This is a genomic window from Kribbella sp. NPDC050241 (genome assembly GCF_044459685.1).
In the GTDB taxonomy this organism is placed as follows: domain Bacteria; phylum Actinomycetota; class Actinomycetes; order Propionibacteriales; family Kribbellaceae; genus Kribbella.
The window spans coordinates 249,902-268,554 of the sequence record NZ_JBITJE010000006.1; the positions used below are offsets into that span (position 1 = coordinate 249,902).

The 18,653-nt window shown below is 67.9% G+C and carries 17 protein-coding genes and 1 tRNA gene; 11 read left to right on the top strand and 7 right to left on the bottom strand.

The window, feature by feature from the left end; all coding sequences use genetic code 11:
* Positions 1-19: 19 nt before the first annotated feature.
* A complete protein-coding gene (locus ACIBG5_RS27940) occupies positions 20-997 on the bottom strand; it encodes a helix-turn-helix domain-containing protein (RefSeq protein ID WP_396394423.1) in 978 nt (325 codons plus the stop codon).
* Positions 998-1,191: 194 nt separating this feature from the next.
* Between ACIBG5_RS27940 and ACIBG5_RS27945 the strand changes: the two genes are divergently transcribed.
* Complete coding sequence (locus tag ACIBG5_RS27945; RefSeq protein ID WP_360437880.1) at positions 1,192-1,335, top strand: hypothetical protein; 144 nt, start codon at positions 1,192-1,194, stop codon at positions 1,333-1,335.
* On the opposite strand, the gene ACIBG5_RS27950 is transcribed toward ACIBG5_RS27945, so the two are convergent.
* The 3 genes from ACIBG5_RS27950 to ACIBG5_RS27960 form a co-directional block, all read right to left on the bottom strand.
* A complete protein-coding gene (locus tag ACIBG5_RS27950) occupies positions 1,315-3,138 on the bottom strand; it encodes a hypothetical protein (protein ID WP_396394425.1) in 1,824 nt (607 codons plus the stop codon). The genes ACIBG5_RS27945 and ACIBG5_RS27950 overlap by 21 nt on opposite strands.
* Positions 3,123-3,881 (bottom strand): ABC transporter ATP-binding protein, encoded by a 759-nt coding sequence (locus tag ACIBG5_RS27955; RefSeq protein ID WP_396394426.1) that lies wholly within the window; start codon positions 3,879-3,881, stop codon positions 3,123-3,125. Before ACIBG5_RS27955 ends, ACIBG5_RS27950 begins: the two co-directional genes overlap by 16 nt.
* A gap of 126 nt (positions 3,882-4,007) precedes the next feature.
* Entirely contained in the window at positions 4,008-4,838 is an 831-nt protein-coding gene (locus ACIBG5_RS27960) for a carbon-nitrogen hydrolase family protein (protein WP_396394427.1), read from the bottom strand.
* 77 nt (positions 4,839-4,915) lie between these two features.
* Here ACIBG5_RS27960 and ACIBG5_RS27965 point away from each other — a divergent pair, with 77 nt between their 5' ends.
* On the top strand, positions 4,916-5,809 hold the full coding sequence (locus tag ACIBG5_RS27965; protein WP_396394428.1) for a phosphotransferase enzyme family protein: 894 nt from the start codon (positions 4,916-4,918) through the stop codon (positions 5,807-5,809).
* 4 nt (positions 5,810-5,813) lie between these two features.
* Here ACIBG5_RS27965 and ACIBG5_RS27970 read toward each other — a convergent pair whose 3' ends face one another.
* The gene (locus tag ACIBG5_RS27970) at positions 5,814-7,202 is read right to left on the bottom strand and encodes a hypothetical protein (protein ID WP_396394429.1); all 1,389 of its coding nucleotides are present in this window, start codon (positions 7,200-7,202) and stop codon (positions 5,814-5,816) included.
* A 223-nt stretch (positions 7,203-7,425) separates the two neighbouring features.
* Here ACIBG5_RS27970 and tgmA point away from each other — a divergent pair, with 223 nt between their 5' ends.
* The 3 genes from tgmA to tgmC are packed head-to-tail and all read left to right on the top strand — an operon-like array spanning position 7,426 to position 9,812.
* Positions 7,426-7,677, top strand: a complete 252-nt coding sequence (tgmA, locus tag ACIBG5_RS27975; RefSeq protein WP_396394430.1) for a putative ATP-grasp-modified RiPP — start codon at positions 7,426-7,428, stop codon at positions 7,675-7,677.
* 18 nt (positions 7,678-7,695) lie between these two features.
* Positions 7,696-8,622 (top strand): ATP-grasp ribosomal peptide maturase, encoded by a 927-nt coding sequence (gene tgmB, locus ACIBG5_RS27980; protein ID WP_396394431.1) that lies wholly within the window; start codon positions 7,696-7,698, stop codon positions 8,620-8,622.
* Between the two features lie 17 nt (positions 8,623-8,639).
* Positions 8,640-9,812 (top strand): ATP-grasp peptide maturase system methyltransferase, encoded by a 1,173-nt coding sequence (gene tgmC / locus ACIBG5_RS27985; RefSeq protein ID WP_396394432.1) that lies wholly within the window; start codon positions 8,640-8,642, stop codon positions 9,810-9,812.
* Positions 9,813-10,148: 336 nt separating this feature from the next.
* Here tgmC and ACIBG5_RS27990 read toward each other — a convergent pair.
* A tRNA-Leu gene (locus tag ACIBG5_RS27990) sits at positions 10,149-10,232 on the bottom strand.
* A 223-nt stretch (positions 10,233-10,455) separates the two neighbouring features.
* On the opposite strand from ACIBG5_RS27990, the gene ACIBG5_RS27995 reads away from it, so the two are divergent.
* From ACIBG5_RS27995 to pknB, 6 genes are all read left to right on the top strand, one after another.
* Positions 10,456-11,274, top strand: coding sequence for a DUF3662 and FHA domain-containing protein (locus tag ACIBG5_RS27995; RefSeq protein ID WP_360437891.1), 819 nt, complete (start codon positions 10,456-10,458; stop codon positions 11,272-11,274).
* 10 nt (positions 11,275-11,284) lie between these two features.
* Positions 11,285-11,767 carry an FHA domain-containing protein gene (locus tag ACIBG5_RS28000; RefSeq protein WP_396394433.1) on the top strand — a complete coding sequence of 161 codons (483 nt, stop codon included), beginning with the start codon at positions 11,285-11,287 and terminating at the stop codon, positions 11,765-11,767.
* A 10-nt stretch (positions 11,768-11,777) separates the two neighbouring features.
* Positions 11,778-13,184 (top strand): PP2C family protein-serine/threonine phosphatase, encoded by a 1,407-nt coding sequence (locus ACIBG5_RS28005; RefSeq protein WP_396394434.1) that lies wholly within the window; start codon positions 11,778-11,780, stop codon positions 13,182-13,184.
* Positions 13,181-14,578 (top strand): FtsW/RodA/SpoVE family cell cycle protein, encoded by a 1,398-nt coding sequence (locus ACIBG5_RS28010; protein ID WP_396394435.1) that lies wholly within the window; start codon positions 13,181-13,183, stop codon positions 14,576-14,578. The genes ACIBG5_RS28005 and ACIBG5_RS28010 overlap by 4 nt, the downstream gene beginning before the upstream one ends.
* A complete protein-coding gene (locus ACIBG5_RS28015) occupies positions 14,575-16,026 on the top strand; it encodes a peptidoglycan D,D-transpeptidase FtsI family protein (protein ID WP_396394436.1) in 1,452 nt (483 codons plus the stop codon). The genes ACIBG5_RS28010 and ACIBG5_RS28015 overlap by 4 nt, the downstream gene beginning before the upstream one ends.
* A gap of 115 nt (positions 16,027-16,141) precedes the next feature.
* Positions 16,142-17,965: a Stk1 family PASTA domain-containing Ser/Thr kinase gene (pknB, locus tag ACIBG5_RS28020; protein WP_396394437.1), complete on the top strand. Its 1,824-nt coding sequence runs from the start codon at positions 16,142-16,144 to the stop codon at positions 17,963-17,965.
* Positions 17,966-18,019: 54 nt separating this feature from the next.
* On the opposite strand, the gene ACIBG5_RS28025 is transcribed toward pknB, so the two are convergent.
* Positions 18,020-18,637: an aminodeoxychorismate/anthranilate synthase component II gene (locus tag ACIBG5_RS28025; RefSeq protein WP_396394438.1), complete on the bottom strand. Its 618-nt coding sequence runs from the start codon at positions 18,635-18,637 to the stop codon at positions 18,020-18,022.
* Between the last annotated feature and the right edge of the window lie 16 nt (positions 18,638-18,653).

The following is an 18,653-nucleotide window of genomic DNA, read 5'->3' on the forward strand; positions in this document are numbered from 1 at the left end:
CCTGGTGAGGCGGGCCCGCTCAGATCCAACCGCGCTTGGCGGCCTGGAACGCCAGGCCGGTGCGAGTGTCGACGCCGGCCAGCGCCATCATCCGATCGAGCCGGCGCTGGACGGTACGACGACTGATGCCCAGCTGCGACGCGATCGACTTGTCCGGCACACCGGCGACCAGCAGCGACAACAGGAACCGCTCGTTGTCGTCGAGACCTTCCGACCCCTCGGAGTCCCCGCGCTGGAGCTTCACCGGCGTCGCCTGCTCCCAGTGGCTCTCGAAGAGCGCCAGCAGCGCGTCCAGGAGTTGGCCGCGGCTGATGACAGCGGCCGTCGGCTCGCCGATCCCCAGCTCGTCGTCACGGACCAACGGGCAGACCGCTGTCGAGCGGTCGACGATCGCCAGCCGGACCGGGAGGGTCGGCAACGCGCGAGCCTCCTCGCCCCAGCTCACCCCCTCGGCGATCGAGTCGAGTTCGCCCGGTGTCTCGAGCAGGGCGCGTTCGTAGATCGCGCGGTACCGGACGCCGCGGGTCAGAGCGCCGTACTCCTCGGTGTTGTCCGCGCCCTGCATCGCCAGTGGGTTGGCGCGGCAGAACCAGAGGATCTCCTCGCGCGCCGATTCCTGCAGGTCGCGCAGCCGCTCCCGGAGCGCGGTCGCGCCGACGATCACCTCGACCAGGTGGTGCGCGTCGCGGCGGCTCGCACTGGCGCGGAACTCCTCGCTCAACGCCGCCACTGTCTTGCGGGCCGTCTCCAGCGACTCCTGCCGGCGGAGCAGCGTCGTACCGAGGGCCACGTCGGGAGGGAGCGGGCGGAACACCGGGTCGTCGACCTCGGTGGCCGCGACCAGCCCCTTCGCCTGCAACCGCTGCAGTACCTCGTCCGCCTCGTGCTGGGTCAGCTCCGCGACTTCGGCGAGCTCCACGGACCGGGCGGCGGACAGCCCGACCAGCAGGCGGTAGGTCTGCTCCTCCCGGGCATCAAGCAACAAGCCTTCCTGCATGGGCGGCCCCCTCTCGGCGCGGTAGTCCACCTAATCAGGCGTTACAACGCTGAAGCGAGCCGATTCCCGCTGGCCGTTCGGTGCCACGGCACGCCCGTGTCATCACGGATTTGCTGAGCGACCGTCACTTCCGGTCAGAAGTTCGCGGAACTCGCCGCCGCCGAGCACCCGCCCGCCCTCGAAAGAGAAGTCTCATGAGTCTGACCGACTACGCCGGAATCGCCGGCCTGGTAGCCGCGGCCGTCCTCGCCCTGTGGATGGTCCTGGGCGCCCGAAGCGTCACCAACGCCCGCCACCGGGGGACTCCCAAGCCGGGGCTACCCCGCCTCCGCCGGTGACGCCTTCCGCGCGTTGTAATAGATAAGCCCGCCGAACGCGTACATCCCGAGGCCGAGCGCGGCCATTCCCGCGATCACCAGCCACTGCCACGGGCTCGGCACGTAGAGCGCGAGGAACCAGGACTTGGTGTCCTGGTTGTTGGTCAGCAGGAAGATCGCGGGTACGAGCGCCTGCGGGAACAACGGGATGGCGCCGAAGCCGAGACAGAAGCCGGCCGTTGTCCGCTTCCAGCGAGGGAGTGCCTCGAGCTGCGCCTTCTTCTTGGCCTCCTCGACGGTTCGGCCATGCCTGAGCAGGGTCAGCAGTTCGGGTCCGCGCTGTTCGAGCCGAGTGATGGCGAGCCGGCCCAGGTACCACCACGCGAGTACGCCGGACAGGATCCCGATCGGGACGCCCCACCACGACCAGTACAGCGCGACGACCAGTGCGGGTGCCGCGGTCACGGACACCAGGACGAGCATCACGTAGACGAGGCCCACGGTCTCGCCCTCGTTCTCACCCGAGTTGAGTGGATTGCCGGACCGCTTGTGCGCGTCGGTCGTCGGTACGGCGGCCCACACCGAGCAGGCCACGATCAGACCGGCCGCGCCACCCAGGAGCGCCGGCATCACGCTGAGCACGAGCGGCCAGGCACCGGCGTCGCCTGCCCACCAGGTGAAGAGCACGGTGATCAGGACGGTGAGCGGTCCGAAGACGAGCAGGAACGCACGCTGGCGTGCCCGCACATCCGGTCCGGCCGATCCGGGCGTCATCAGCGTCGTCCAGAGCGCCGTGCCGTCCGCGCCGTACAGGTTGGAGGCCATCGCACCAGCCATGATGACGGCCGCCGGACCGGCCCAGGGCAGCATGTAGGTCGCCTTGAGCGCGAGCGGCATCATGCAGAAGAAGAGTCCGTAGCTGACCGCGAAGACGGCCTTGTGACCGTAGAGCAGGTCCCGCGTCCACGAGCGGAGTTCCTTGGCTGCGGCCGCGCTGCTCGGTCCGGTGGCGGACAGTGGTCGCCGTACTTTGTGGCTGCTGTGGCTGGCGGTGGTACGGCGTACCAGGAGTGCGGACCAGGCGATCAGCATCACAGCGGCGAGCAGGACCAGGCCAGCCAGCGGCAGCACGACATCGAGCCAGTCGCCACGGCCGGCGGCCTCGACCGCGGCCAGACCCCAGCCCGACGGTGCGATGCGCGCAGCAGTGGCCACGGTGCCCTGCACATCGGTGGACACGTACGCGACGATCAGCGCCCAGCCCTGGGCTGCGAACGCCAGGATGAACGCGTTGACCACCGCGGCGAGTACGGCACCCGATCGCACCTGCAGGAGTACGCCGTACACAGCGACAGCGAGCCGAGACGCAAGGATGAAGCAGAACAGCTGCAGTACAAGGGCCGGCAAGGCGATGAGTGCTGCTGCGACGCTCAGCTGCGCACCGGCGACGACCAGACTCAGCAGGGCCACCAGGCTGATCACCGGCGCGACACCGGCGACCGCGGCCGCCAGCAGTCCGGTGGACAGCGTGCGCGGCGGCAGCGGCAGCATGCTGAAGTACTCCGGCTTGAGCGTCTCGTCACCGCCACCGGCGAACAGAGGCCCGACCACCCAGCCGAGCATCCAGATCCCGAGCGCGACGACCAGTCCGTCGTTGTCGCCGCGGGCCGCGACCCAGATCGTGCCACCGGCGAGCACCAGGCCGCAGAACGCACCGGTGCCGATCCAGGAGACCCGGTTCTGGTCCTTGAGCGCATGCCGGAACGAGGACAGCCGCATCCGGACCAGCGTGTGCGAGGTGGTGTAGGTCAGGCCGAGAGCCACGACAGGCCCTCCGCACCCCGGGTCGACGCACCGACCAGCGACACGAACGCATCCTCCAGGCTGCCACCGGCCTGCACCTCGGAAACAGTGCCCGAGGCAACAACCTTGCCGTCCGCGACGACCGCCACCCGGTCGCACAGCTGCTCGACCAGCGCCATCACATGACTCGACATCACCACCGAGCCGCCGCCGGCGATGAACCTGTTCAGGATGGTCCGGATGGTCGCCGCCGACACCGGGTCGACCGCCTCGAACGGTTCGTCGAGCACCAGCAGCCGGGGTGCGTGCAGCAGCGCGACGGCCAGCCCGAGCTTCTTCCGCATCCCGGTCGAGTAGCCGATCACCTGCTTCTCGTCCTCGTGATCGAGCTCGAACACCTCGAGGAGTTCCGTCGTACGCCTCCGGACCTCGTCCTCGCGCAGACCGCGCAGCAGGCCCAGGTACGTCAGCACCTCACGCCCGGTCAGCCGCTCCGGCATCCCGAGCCCGTCCGGCAGCACTCCGACGAGCGCCTTCGCCTTGGTCGGCTCGGCCCACACGTCCACCCCGAAGATCCGCGCCGTACCCTCGTCCGGCCGCAGCAGTCCGACCGCCATCGACAGCGAGGTCGTCTTCCCGGCCCCGTTCGGCCCGAGCATCCCGAAGAACGACCCGGTCGGCACCGACAGACTCAGCCCGTCGACCGCCCGCTCCTCGCCGAACACCTTGGTCAGCCCGACCAACTCGAACGCCGCACTCTCCATACCGCCAGTTTCCTTCCAGCTCACACCCCTCAAAGTCAAACTCTGTCACCCAACGGCCGCCTCAGTCGTCATTCCCCCGACCGACCTGCGTTGTCCCCCGCACGGCCTACGTCCTCTCGGACCGGGTCAGAGCGCGGTCTTGTCGCGGGAGCGGGGGTCGTCGACGGCCCTGGTGCGGTAGATGTCGCCCTTCATGGCGGTGGCGCGCCAGGGGCGGGCGTGCTGGAACGGGACAGTCAGGGCGGGGTCGTCGCGGTCCAGAGTGGTGATGGCGAGACCGGAGTTGCCGCTGAGTTGGGCGGCGTACGTGCCGGTGGGCGTGATCAGACCGGACGGCATCAGGTCGACGGTCTGCGCGGGCAGCGACATCGAAACCCAGTAGCAGTTGATCGCGGCGTACGCACGGGCCTTCAGCTCGAAGATCGAATCCATCGGGTACGCCGACAGCAGCAGACACTCGACGCCGAGACGCTCGTACTGACTGAACACCTGCGGAAAGTTGATCTCGACACAGATCGCGCAGCCGAATCGATAGCCGTCGACGTCGAACACAACCGGGTCGAAGCCAGGACTGTAGAAGTGGCTGATCTCGGTGTTCGAGCAGAAGCGCTTGTCGTACCGGTCGACCAGTTCGCCGGCGTCGGAGATCACGTACAAGCTGTTGTGCGGCCGATGCGGCGGCGTCAACGGATGCGCCGAGCCGAGCACCACCCACAGCCGCAGCTCAGCAGCCAGCGCCATGATCCGCTCGAGCTCCCCGCGGACCACATCCCAGTCAACCTGGGACCAGTCGGCGATCTGCTCCTTCGCATACCCACTCAACGCACCCTCAGGAAACTGCACCAACCGAGCCCGCCCAGCCGCCGCCTTCCGCATCAACGACCGAACCGTCTTCCCGTTCACCCGCGCGTCCGCACTGATACCCGGCTGCGCCAGAGCAACCCGAATCCCCGTCATCGCCCTACAGTCGCACCCAGCACCAACAGAACCACGCAGCGCCACAGCCGTTCCTCCAGCGATGAGACACTTGACCTATGGCCGGGACCGTCGATCGTGCGACAGCGACAGCGGCGGTCCAGGCCGTTGCCGCGGAGCTCGGTCTGAAGAGCACGGGGATCGACTTGCTCGGCCCGATTGCCGACAACGCGGTCTTCCGGCTGCCAGCTCAGGTAGTCGCGCGGGTGAGCACCTCCGCTGCGTTGGAGCGAGCTGACCGCGAAGTACGCACCGGTCGCTGGTTGGCCGAACAAGGAATGTCCGCCGTGCGGCCGCTGGAGTCGACGATCCAGCCGGTGTCCGTCAACGGATATGTCGTGACGCTGTGGCACGAGGTGGCTGATGCGTCGATGGCCAGTACGGCGGAACTCGCCGAGCTGCTTCGGCGTCTGCACGCGCTGCCCATTCCGTCAGACTTCGAGATCCCGGCGCTGGACCCCTTCGTCCGGCTGGACGAACACCTCGCGGTCGCCGCGCCGGCACTTGAGCGCGGCGACCATCAGTTCCTCGTCGAACTGTTGGAGCAACTGCGGCACGACTACAGGAAGGCGAGTGCTGCGCTGCCGGTCTGTGTCGTCCACGGGGACGCCAACCGGAAGAACGCGATCCGCGGACCAGACGGAGTCGCTGTCCTCCTTGACCTCGAACGCTTCAGCCTCGGGCCACGCGAGTTCGACCTCGTCGTACCAGCCGTCTACCAGCAACTCGGCTGGTACACCGACGCCGAGTACGACGCCTTCGCCGACACCTACGGTCGGGATGTCCGCGCTTGGGACGGCTTCCCTGTCTTCTCCGCCCTCCGCGAGTTCCGGATGACCGCCTGGCTGCTCAGCAGACTTGCGAGGGAACCACGCCTGAGAAACGAGTCCAACCGCCGAATCGCTTCCCTCCGCAATCCCCAAGCCCCCAAACACTGGACCCCAGGAACCTGACAACTCAGGAAGCCGGCGCCAGCATCGCCCGCGCCCGTTCGCGAAAGTCAGTGATGGAGCGCTGGGATCCGTACGCGTTCAACCGGCGGTCGAAGGAACGCACGTAGCTCCGGACTCGTGCGGACTTGATCCTCCCTGCGGCCTGCAACGCGTCACCAGCAGTTTCGCAGGCTCGTGGAATGTCGCCGGCGTCGAGATACGACGTGGCGAGCGAGACACGACAGAACGTGCGGCTTCGCGGGTGCAGATCCGGCGCTTGCACGAGGGCGAGTCGTGCATTGTGCTCAGCCTCGCGCGGCGCACGAAGTGCGGTGAAACAGTGGGCGAGTTCGTCGTGAAGCTCCGCGTGATCGAAGTACCGGATCCAATCCGGCTCGTCGGCCTCGGTCTGCTTCGTGAAACTCGACTCGGCTCGCTTCATGGCCCGCAGGCAGGCGCGCTTGTCGCCGATACTCGCCAGGCCGCGTGCTTCCATCGCGGCGTACATCGCCATGACTCGCGGCGTCGCCTGGGCCCCGGCACCAAGCGCGGCTGCCCTCGCCAGATCGACCGCGTCCTGGTACTCACCGAGATAGTTCGCCTGGTGGCTCATAAGAGCCAGCACCTTTCCACCCAGCGGGCGATCGCCAGAGGCATGGGCTAGGTTCAGCGCCTGGACGAAGTATCGCCGAGCCAATCCATGCAGTCCGACGTCGTAGGCCATCGCTCCCGTCTTGTACGTGAACTGCGCTGCGACCGAGAACAGATCGCGACCGATCGCGTCGGTGTAGGTCGCCTGCAGCAACGGCTTCACAGCGTCACTGAGGTATTGGACTGCGGCCGTTCGAGCATGCCCGCCACCGAACTGGTGATCGAGACCTTCGAACATCTGCAATGTCGCTCGAACCGCGGCGACATCGTCCATCCCGACACGTCGCGTGCCGCTCGTTCCGTACGGAGGATCGGCCGGAGGTGAGACCAGCCAGCGGGCCATCGGAGCCGTCAGCGTTCCCGCAGCGATCGCCATTCGAAGGAAGTCGGAGCGTTTCAAGTCTTCTGTCCAGAGCATTCCAGAGGTCCGGATCACGGCGTCGCGTGAATCCGAGAACGTCAGGGCAAGGGTGAACGGCTGCCCGGCCGTGAAGCCCAACTCGCTCAGTGACAGAGTCCGGCCGAGGCGGCGTCCGAGGGCTTCTGCGATCAGGGCGGGCTTTTCACCACGCGGCGTCATGCCTTTCAGCCAGCGACCGACATCGACGTGATCGCAGCGGATGTCTGTCAGTCCATGTGCGGCCGCGAGTTGGCGGATGTCACGAGCGATCGCACTGCGCGAACAGGCCGCCTCCTCCAGCAGCGCGGCAAACAACTCGTTGGGCGAATTCATGCAGCCTCTTCGACGTGCGGACCAGTCCACTCACAGTAGTCGGGTCATGGCGGAGAGGACAGGCCATTCTGCTGACCTGTCGTACTCCAGTGCACATGTTCTGCACAGGTCACTGCCGACTGCACAGCGTTTGCATCTGCCGGCCAGACCGGCCGGCCGGGAGATTTGAAGGAGTTCCTCCTCGATCGACGGGTCCGGCGCTGTGACTTCCCTGCGACCGGCGTCGGCCCCGTCCACCACGAAAGGACGCAACATGCGCACAACTGCAGCCAAAAGGCCATGGGGCCTCACCCGGATGCGTCCGTTCGCCTCGCCCGGACGGATTATGCCGTCGAGGCACGAGGTCGACGGTCGGACCCAGGTTGGCATCTACTACGACGACAGAGGTGAAGTCGTTGCTGGGCCGAAGCACGGTTCGATTCGCAACACCAGGACTCCGCGGATGACCAACCTCGACGGACGCGTGGTTCAGGACGGCACTGACGTCGACGCCGAACGGGACTGAGCCGTGCAGCGTGACGCCGTGCTGATCTTGACCGGCGAGGACACGACCGCCGATATGGTCATCGAAGAGCTCAACGAACGCGGTGCACCGGTGGTCCGATTCGACCTCGCCGACTTTCCCCGCTCGGTCACGACAAGCGCCCGATACGGTGGCGGGCGATTCGCCGGATCGTTGACGACGGGCTCGCGCGTAGCCGACCTTTCCGCAGTTCGCTCCGTCTATTACCGCCGCCCGGCCCTGCCGTCCTTCGAGAATCTCGCTGCACAGGATGCTCGCTTCTCGCGGGACCAGGTGCGGTTCGGCCTCGGCGGCATACTGTCCACGCTGCCCGGTTGTCGGCAAGTGAATCATCCGAGGCGACAGATGGCCGCCGAGTACAAGCCGACGCAACTGAGCGTCGCGGCGGAGTTGGGCTTTGCTGTCCCGCCGACCCTCGTAACGAATCGACTCGATGACGCACTGGAATTCGTCGCGGAACAGGGCATCGTCGTGTACAAACCGCTGTGGCCTACCGAGTACGAGCAAGATGGCGAGGCGAGAACCATCTGGGTGCGAGCCGTGTCGCCGGATGAACTCGACGACTCAGTCGGCGCTACTGTGCACCTGTTTCAGGCACGGATCGACAAGTCGTCCGATGTCCGGGTGACAGTCGTTGGTGACCGGGTCTTCTGCGTGCGGATCGATTCACCATTCACCGATTGGCGCGAGCGCTACGACCTCATCCAGGCCTACACCGTGATCGAGCCACCGGCCGGTCTGCCCGACCTCCTGGCGAGCTACCTGGAAAGGTTCGGGCTGTCGTACGGCTGCTTAGACTTTGGCATCGACGCCGTGGACGGCACGTGGTGGATGTTCGAGTGCAACCCTGGCGGTGAGTGGGGATGGATCGAGCACGAGACCGGCCTGCCGATCGCCCGAGCGTTCGCTCACCTTCTCAGCTCTTGACGAGGAGTACCCATCCGATGGATCACCAAGCGCAGAGCCTGGACCTCCGGGGGCACCTTGCCGACCGGCTCGCCAGCCAGGGCGCTCTCCGCACACGCGAATGGAGAGCGGCGCTCGAGGCTGTGCCCCGAGAGGCGTTCCTCGGGCAGTACTTTCACCATCTGGCCGGACCGGGTGATGAAACTCGGTGGATGCCGGTGGTCGTCGATGGCACCGTCGATCCAGGGATTCTCTTGAAGGAGATCTACTCGGACGAGTCGCTGGTGACCCAACTGGACGGAACGATCCGGCCGGCCGATGTCTCCGTACCTGTGTTCGGGACGCCGACCTCGTCGGCGACGATGCCAAGCCTGGTCATCCGAATGTGGGAGAACCTGCTCGTCGACGACTTGTCGATGGTGGCCGAGGTCGGGACCGGCACTGGATACTCGACGGCCTTGGCCTGCGAGCGCCTTGGATCCCATCGGGTTACCTCAGTCGACGTTGACGCGGTTGTTGTCGAGTCGGCCCGGGAGGCGTTAGCCGTCTGCGGTTACCAGCCGCGCCTCGCCGCAGCAGACGCGCTGGATGGGCTCCCACCAGCACCGGCTGCGGGCTACGACCGCGTAGTCGCCGCATGTTCCCTCAGAAGCGTGCCACGCGGCTGGCTCCAGGCCACGAAGCCCGGTGGATTAGTGCTGCTCACCCTGACCGGGTGGCTACATGCCTTTGCCCTGGGTCGGGTCGAGGTCACAGGACCTGGAACTGCCGAAGGCTGGTTCTTGGATGACCCGGCGTCCTTCATGCCGGCCAGGCGCGAGGCCGCGCCCGGCATCGGGGAGATCCGAACAGGAGCCGCGGACGAGGTTCGATCGACCGCATCGATATCGCCGGTCACGCTGGAGGAGTACCCAGGTCGTCTGCTGGCGCAGCTCGCCGTACCGAATGTTCAGCAGGCGAGTGGCAAACGTGACGGCGAAGCCGTTGAATACCTCGTTGACGTGACGACCGATTCGTATGCGGTGATCAACAGAGATACGAGGGTCGTGTGCCAGGGCGGTCCTGTCCGGATCTGGGATGCGATCGAGGCTGCGATCCACGCATGGAGAACGGCAGGATCACCGGCCATCGACGGATTCAAAGTCACCATCACCGCCGAACACCAATTCATAGGCTTCGAGGCCAGCCCGAGGCTCTGGCACCTCCCCTGACCCATGCCGCACGCGCCACATGCCGCCGGCCGTCGTCGCCTGAAGTGGCGAGCGGAGCCGGCTGGAGGGATAACCACAGCACGTTCGGTGGACCAGACCGCGATCCGCCGTAGGTGAGGATGTCTGCGCCACCACAGCAGCCGGGGGCGGACAGTCGGGTGGGTGGGAAAGCAGGCGCGAGCACGCGACGAAGGAGCGCGCGTAGCCGCCGGCGCGGGTCGACCACGGCACGTCCGTGGATCCGACCACGAGCCCGCCGCAACCCAGTTGCTCTGAGGGGTTGACCACAGTCCGTCTGGGGAATTGGAAAAGTCCCGGTCGTTGACCGGGACTTTGTGCGCGAGGGGGGAGTTGAACCCCCACGCCCTTTCGGGCACACGGACCTGAACCGTGCGCGTCTGCCTATTCCGCCACCCGCGCGCTGGTCGCTCCGACGATGTCGTTCACGACCGATGAAGACAGTAGCACGGGATCTGGCGGACCTTCACATTGCGGGTTCGGTCGAACCTCCCGATACGATCGATCGTCGTACCCGGTGTGTCTACCGTGACGGTGGACGCGGCGTACGGCGTGCCTGCTGGGGGCGCCGGACGGCAGGCACGATCGTTGGCACCAGTCGGCGACCGACCGTGGAGGAGGAGGCGTGCGACCGCTGCAGCGCTTCGAACGACGCCTGGAGGGCATTGTGAGCGGTGTCTTCGCGCGTGCGTTCAAGGGCGACGTCGAGCCGATCGAGCTGGCGGCGGCGCTCAAGCGTGAGATCGACAACACCGCGCGGATCCTGTCCAGGGACCGTCGGCTGGTGCCGAACCACTTCACGATCGAGCTCGGCCCGGGCGATTTCGAGCGTCTGAACGCCTACGGCCGGACCCTCAACCACGAACTGGCCAACGAACTGCGCGATCACGCCGACATCCAGCGGTACACGTTCTCCGGCCCGATCGAGATCGAGCTGACCGAGCAGGACGGCCTCCCGACCGGTAAGTTCCGGGTGGTCAGTGCCACCGTCGGTTCTCCGCAACGGCGGTCCCAGCCCTACCCGCAGGAGCCCTACGTGCCGCCGAACGACGGCCCGGTGCTGAGCACCCCGGCCAGCCCACCGCCCCCGCAGCAACAGCAGCCTCGCCGCGGTCACCCCCAGGTGATGCTCGAGGTGAACGGCCGGCGCCGCCCGGTCAACCCGCCCGGCGTGGTCCTCGGCCGCGGTACGGACGCGGACATCCAGATCAACGACCCGGGCGTCTCCCGGCGGCATGCCGAGATCCGGCTGATGCCGGAGGGCCCCGGCGGCATCCGAGTGGTGCTGGTCGATCTGGGCTCCACCAACGGCACCCTGGTGAACGGCCGGCGGACCACCGAGGCCGAGCTGGTCGACGGGTCGACCGTGCGGATCGGCAACACAACCATGACGCTGCGTCTCGCGGACGAGCCGATGGCCCAGCCGCCGAGCAGCGGGTGGTGACTGAGCTTCCATGTCGGAACTGACCCTGACCCTGATCAAACTGGGGTTCCTGGCGCTGCTGTGGATGTTCGTCCTCGCGGTGCTGTCCGTGATCAGGTCCGACCTGTTCGGCGCCAAGGTCGACAGCCGCGCCGCGGCCGCCGTCGCACCGCAGAATTCCCGTACGCCGAAGCCCGCCAGGCCGACCAAGAAACGCAAGGGTCTGCCCGGGTCGGTGACGATCGCGGACGGGCCCCAGGCAGGCGTCGGCGCGACCCTGGTCGACGAGCCGGTGATCATCGGCCGCGGCTCGGACTGTCAGATCCGGCTCGATGACGACTACTCTTCGACCCGGCACGCCCGGCTGTTCTCTTCCGAGGGACAGTGGTGGGTCGAGGACCTCGGCTCGACCAACGGGACGTACCTGGACGGCCAGCGGGTGACCCGCCCGGTGCCGGCCGAGATCGGCGGCTCGATCCGGATCGGCCGGACGACGCTGAACATCGCGAAGTAGGCCTGCCTCGATGACCCTGTCGCTCGACTACGCAGCACTGTCCGACGTCGGACGGGTGCGCCGCAACAATGAGGACTCGGCGTACGCCGGTCCGCACTTGCTGCTGCTCGCCGACGGGATGGGCGGCGCGGCGGCCGGTGAGGTGGCCAGCGCGGCGGCGGTTCAGGTGATCCGGCGGCTGGACAACCCGGAGATCAGCGGCGAGGACATGATCGAGGCGCTGGCCGGCGCGGTGCACCGGGCCAACGAGCGGCTGTCCGAGCTGGTCGAGGAGGACCCTGAGCGCGAGGGGATGGGCTCCACCGTCACCGCGCTGATGTTCGACGGGCAGCAGCTCGGGCTGGCTCACCTCGGCGACTCCCGCGCGTACCGGATGCGGGACGGCAAGCTGTACCAGCTGAGCCACGACCATACTTTTGTGCAGTCGCTGGTGGACGAGGGCCGGATCTCCAAGGAGGAGGCGTTCACCCACCCGCATCGCAACCTGATCCTGCGGGTGCTGGACGGCCGGCCGGACTCCGATCCGGACCTGGAGATGCTCGACGTCCGGGCCGGCGACCGGCTGCTGCTGTGCAGTGACGGCCTGCCCGACTACGTGAGCGACGAAGTGATCGCGGCCTCGATGGCCGACGGTACGCCGGACTCCGTGGTGGTCGAGCTGATCACGCACGCTCTGGAAGCCGGGTCGAACGACAACGTCACCTGTGTCGTCGCGGACGTGATCGAGACGCCGCCCGTCAGCGGGGAGGCGCCGCAGCTGGTCGGCGCCGCGGCCGAGCTGGCACAAGGCAGCACGGGCCGCGGTGAGCCGACCACGGCAGTCCGGGGTGCCGGCCACGGTGGTGGCGGTCATGCGACCGCGCTGGACCCGGAGGAGCTGCGGTATGCCCCGAGACCGCCGAAGCGGTTCCCGTGGCTGCGGCGGATCGCCGTACTCGTGGTGATTCTCGGCCTGATCGGTGGCGGCGTCTGGTTCGCGTACCGCTGGACCCAGAAGCAGTATTTCGTCGGCACCGACGGCGACTACGTGGCGATCTTCAAGGGTGTGGAAGGCGACCTCCCGGGCCTGACGCTGTCGACGGTGTACGAGCGGCAGACGCTGCAGGTGGACAAGCTGCCGACCTACAGCCGGGAGCAGGTGGAGGCCAACATCCAGGCCGACAACCTGGCCGGGGCACACGCGATCGTCGGCGAACTGCAGCACACCGCGGACGAGTGCGCGCGGGTGAAGCCGACCCCGAGCCCGACACCGCGGCCGAGCACGCCGCGGCCGAGCACGCCGCGGCCGAGCACGGCGCCGCCGACCGGCAAGCCCGTGTCCACGCCGCCGAAGCCCCCTACGACGGTTCCTGCGACCTCACCGTCGACCACGCCGAGTACGCCGGTGGACCCTGACGACTGTGACGGCGTTCGATGAGCATCGCGTCGACGTCGGTCATCCAGATCATCCCGCGCACCCGGCGGGGGGTGGAGTTGTTCCTGCTCATCATCGCGGTCGGCGTCTCGGTCGCGGCGTACGTGAACATCGGCATCACCGTGCAGGACAAGGTCCCGGCCAGCACCGGGTACTACGCCGCCGGGATCGGTCTGCTCGCCCTGATCGCCCACCTCGCGCTGCGCTACCGGGCGCCGTACGCCGATCCGGTGCTGCTGCCGTGCGCGGTGCTGCTGAACGGGCTCGGCGTGGCGATGATCCACCGCATCGACCTCGGCCTGGCCTCGATCGCCGAGGCGAACGGCCGGACCCCGAAGGCACCGGCGGCGCCGCAGCAGATCACCTGGACCGCGGTCGGCATCGTGCTGTTCCTCGTGGTGATCCTTGTGATCAGAGATCACAGGCGCCTGCAGGCCCTCACCTACACCGCCGGACTGGCCGGTCTGGTGCTGCTGGTCCTGCCGCTGATCCCCGGACTCGGCGTGAACCTGAACGGCGCCCGGATCTGGATCCGGCTGGCCGGGATGTCGTTCCAGCCCGGCGAGTTCGCGAAAGTGTGCCTGGTCATCTTCTTCGCCGGCTATCTGGTGGTGAAGCGCGACGTACTGACGCTGGCCGGGCACCGCTTCCTCGGGCTCGACCTGCCGCGGGCGCGGGACCTGGGCCCGATCCTGATCGCCTGGGCGGTCAGCCTGGGTGTGCTGGTGTTCGAGAGCGACCTCGGGTCGTCGCTGCTGTTCTTCGGTCTGTTCCTGTTCCTGCTGTACGTGTCCACCGAGCGGGCCGGCTGGCTGATCATCGGTGGCCTGCTGTTCGCGGCCGGCGCGTTCTTCGCCTACCAGACGTTCGGACACGTCCACAAGCGAATCCAGGACTGGCTCGACCCGTTCTCGATCGACGGCGGTCAGGTCGCGACCGGGCTGATGGGCCAGGCCTGGGGTGGCGTCCTCGGCCGCGGCCTCGGTCAGGGCCGCCCGGAGATCACGCTGTACGGCCAGAGCGACATGATCATCTCCTCGTTCGCCGAGGAGCTCGGCCTGACCGGGCTGATCGCGATCATCCTGGTCTACACGCTGATCATCGAGCGCGGTCTGCGGACCGCGCTCGGCTGCCGCGACATCTTCGGCAAGCTGATCGCGACCGGTCTGGCGATGTCGTTCGCCCTGCAGATCTTCGTGATCGTCGGCGGCGTCACCGGGCTGATCCCGCTGACCGGTCTGGCCACGCCGTTCATGGCGCTGGGCGGTACGTCGCTGGTCGCGAACTGGGCCATCATCGCGCTGCTGCTGCGGATCAGTGACCAAGCACGCCGGCCGCAGACGCCGGCCGCTCCCGTGTCCGACGAAACGATCGCCATGGCGGTGCAGAAGCAGTGAATTCAGCGATCCGACGACTGGCCGTGGCAGCGATCATCCTGATGCTCGCGCTGATGGCGAACTCGACGTACCTGCAGGCGTTCCGGGCCGGCGATCTCAACGGCCGCAACGACAACCGCCGGGTGCGCGACTCGCAGTTCTCGGTGAACCGCGGTCCGATCCTGATCGGCAGTACGCCGATCGCCAAGAGCGAGCAGTCGAACGACCGGTTCAAGTTCCAGCGCACCTACCCGGCCGGACCGACGTACGCACCGCTCACCGGGTTCTACTCCTACCTGTACGGCCGTGGCGGGATCGAGCTGACGATGAACTCCGAGCTGAACGGCTCGGACCCGTCGATGGCGTTCCGCCGGATCATCGACGTGATCAGCAACCGCCCGCAGCAGGGCGGCAGCGTGACACTGACCCTGAACGCCGCGGCCCAGCAGGCGGCGTACGCCGGACTGGCCGGCAAGACCGGCGCGGTCGTCGCGCTGGAGCCGAAGACGGGCAAGGTGCTGGCGATGGTGAGCCGGCCGTCGTACGACCCGAACCAGCTGGCCTCGCACGACCTGGACAAGGTCAGCGACGCGTGGAAGAGGCTCAACGCGGACCCGAACAAGCCGCTGTCGAACCGGGCGGCGAAGGAGCTCTACCCGCCGGGCTCGACGTTCAAGCTGGTGACGGCGGCGGCCGCGCTGTCGAGCGGGAAGTACACGCCGGAGACGAAGGTCAACTCGCCGGCAGAGCTGCCGTTGCCGCAGACCACGCAGCCGCTGGTGAACGAGGACCGCCGCAACTGCGGCGGCAGCGACAACGCGACCCTCACGGTGGCGCTGCGCTTGTCGTGCAACACGGCGTTCGGCAGTGTCGGCCTGGACCTCGGTCCGGACGTCCTGCGTGACCAGGCGGCGAAGTTCGGCTTCGGCGAGAAGCAGTTGCCGGAGCTCGGGGCCGTGGCCAGCCAGTTCCCCGGCGACCCGAACCCGCCGCAGACGGCGCAGTCGGCGATCGGCCAGTTCGACGTCCGGGCCACCCCACTGCAGATGGCGATGGTGTCGGCCGGAATCGCGAACAAGGGCGAGGTGATGAAGCCCTACCTGGTCCAGAACGTGAAGACGGCGGACCTGAAGACGGTGTCGGAGACCAAGCCGGAGTCGCTGCACCAGGCGGTCACGCCGGAGGTCGCGTCCCAGCTGACGACGATGATGATCGACGTCGTGAACAACGGCACCGGCAAGCCGGGCCGGATCAGCGGGGTCCAGGTGGCCGGCAAGACCGGTACGGCGCAGACCTCGCCGGACCGGCCGCCGTTCGCCTGGTTCACCGCGTTCGCGCCGGCCGACGACCCGAAGGTCGCGGTCGCCGTGCTGATCGAGAAGGCGAACATCTCCCGTGACGACATCGCCGGCGGCAAGCTCGCCGCGCCGATCGCGAAGAGCGTCATGGAGGCGGTGCTGAACCAATGAGCACCATACGGAATGATGCCGTGACGGTGCGTCTTTCCCACGGGGATCCACGCGTGGCGGCCGCTACGGTGGGCAAGTCGAGTGAGTGTTTCCGGACGGGTTGGAAGGCTGAGTCATGACATCGCAGGCACGTCTCGTCGGCGGCCGGTACGAAGAGGGCGAACCGCTCGGCCGCGGCGGCATGGCCGATGTGCGCAGGGGCGTCGACAACCGGCTCGGCCGGGCGGTCGCGATCAAGCGGCTCCGGGTCGACCTGGCGAGTGACGCGACCTTCCAGGCCAGGTTCCGGCGCGAAGCGCAGTCGGCGGCCTCGCTGAACCACCCGACCATCGTGTCGGTGTACGACACCGGTGAGGAGCCCGACCCGAACGGCTCCGGCGTCACGATCCCGTACATCGTGATGGAGCTGGTGACCGGCAAGACGCTGCGCGACCTGATTCGCGAGGGACGCAAGATCATGCCGGAGCGGGCGCTGGAGATCACCTCCGGCGTCCTCGAGGCACTGGACTACAGCCACCGGGCCGGCATCGTGCACCGCGACATCAAGCCCGGGAACGTGATGCTGACCCCGCAGGGCCAGGTCAAGGTGATGGACTTCGGCATCGCCCGGGCGGTCGCGGACACCTCGTCCACGATGACCCAGACAGCGGCCGTCATCGGCACCGCGCAGTACCTGTCGCCGGAGCAGGCGCGCGGTGAGACCGTGGACGCCCGCTCCGACCTGTACTCGACCGGCTGCCTGCTGTACGAACTGCTCACCGGCCGGCCACCGTTCGTCGGTGAGTCGCCCGTGTCGGTGGCCTACCAGCACGTCCGGGAACAGCCGCTGCCGCCGTCGTCGTTCGATCCGGACATCCCGCCGGAGGTCGACGCCGTCGTCCTGAAGGCGCTGGCGAAGAGCCGCGAGGAGCGGTACCAGAGCGCGTCGGAGATGCGGCAGGACATCCACCGGGTGCTGGCCGGACAGCAGGTGACCGCGCCGATGGCGTCGGTCGCCGAGACCCGCGCGATCCCGGCGACCGTGGCCTCGACCGCGGCGACGCAGGCGTACCGGCAGGGTCCGGCCGACGACCTGCTGCCGCCCGGCGGCGACCCGGACGACCTCGAGGACTCCCGGTCGCGGCGCAACCGCGGCCTCGCCTACTTCCTGCTCGGCCTGGCCATCGTCGCGATCGCGGTCGGTGCCTACGCGCTGTTCACCAACCTCGGCAAGGACAACGGCGGTACCGCGAACACTCCGCCGGCGAAGGTCCAGGTGCCGGACGTGAGCGGCATGACGGCGACGCAGGCGACCGCGGCGCTGACCGAGAAGGGCCTGAAGTTCGCGCAGGGGCCGAACCAGACGAGTGACACGGTCGGCCGCGGCTTCGCGCTCAGCCAGACGCCGGAGCCGGCCACCCAGGCCGACCCGGGCTCGACCGTCACCGTGGTGTTCTCGTCCGGCCGGGCCGCGTTCCCGGTGCCGGATGTGATCGGCAAGTCCGAGTCGCAGGCCCGCAAGGCGCTGGAGGACTCGCCCGGGAAGTTCGAGGTCAAGGAAGACACGGTCAAGCAGGACAGCGGCGAGAAGGCCGGCACCGTCCTCGCGGTCAGCCCGGATCCGAACGGCACGTACCCGTCCGGCGCCGAGTTCACCCTGACCGTGTCCAGCGGCAAGGAGCAGGTCGAGGTCCCGAACGTCGTCAGCGTGCCGCAGGACGATGCGACCAAGCAGCTGAAGGATCTCGGCTTCCAGGTCGGCTACAAGAACGGCACCGACCCGAATTACGGTCCGGACGTGGTGATCGCGCAGAGCGAGAAGGCCGGCACGAAGATCGCGAAGGGCTCGACGATCACGCTGACCGTCAACACGGAACCGGAACCGCCGAGCAACCCGCCGAGCAGCACCCCGTCCACTCCGGAGAGCCCGGACACGCCGGGGATCACGATCGGCGGCTGACCGCCGTACAACGCACCAAGGCCCCCGCCTCGGCGGGGGCCTTTGGCGTTGGTGTCAGCTGACGACGGGCGCCAGACCGGCGGAGCGCGCGACCGCGTCCGGGTCGCCGCAGATCGCGAGCCAGTTGGCCAGCATCCGGTGGCCGCCCTCGGTGAGCACGGACTCCGGGTGGAACTGGACGCCTTCGACCGGGAGGTCGCGGTGCCGGGCCGCCATGATCACGCCGGCGTCGGTCCGGGCCGTCACCTGCAGCTCGTCCGGCACGGTGTCCTCGGCGATAGCGAGCGAGTGGTACCGGGTCGCGGTGAACGGCGACGGCAGTCCGGCGAGCACACCGGCGCCGTCGTGGAACACCTGGCTCGTCTTCCCGTGCAGCAACTCGTCCGCGCGTCCGACCACGCCGCCGTACGCGACTCCGATGGCCTGCAGGCCGAGGCAGACGCCGAAAATCGGCACCTCGCCACCCTTCTCCCGCACGATGTCCACGCAGGCGCCGGCTTCCTCCGGCGTACCGGGGCCGGGCGAGAGCAGGACTCCGTCGTATTCGGTGACCTGGTCAGGGGTGACCTCGTCGTTGCGCAGCACAATGGTCTCGGCCTGCAACTGCTGGAGGTACTGCACCAGGTTGTAGACGAAGGAGTCGTAGTTGTCGACGACAAGGATCCGCGGCATGCGGACCATTGTGACA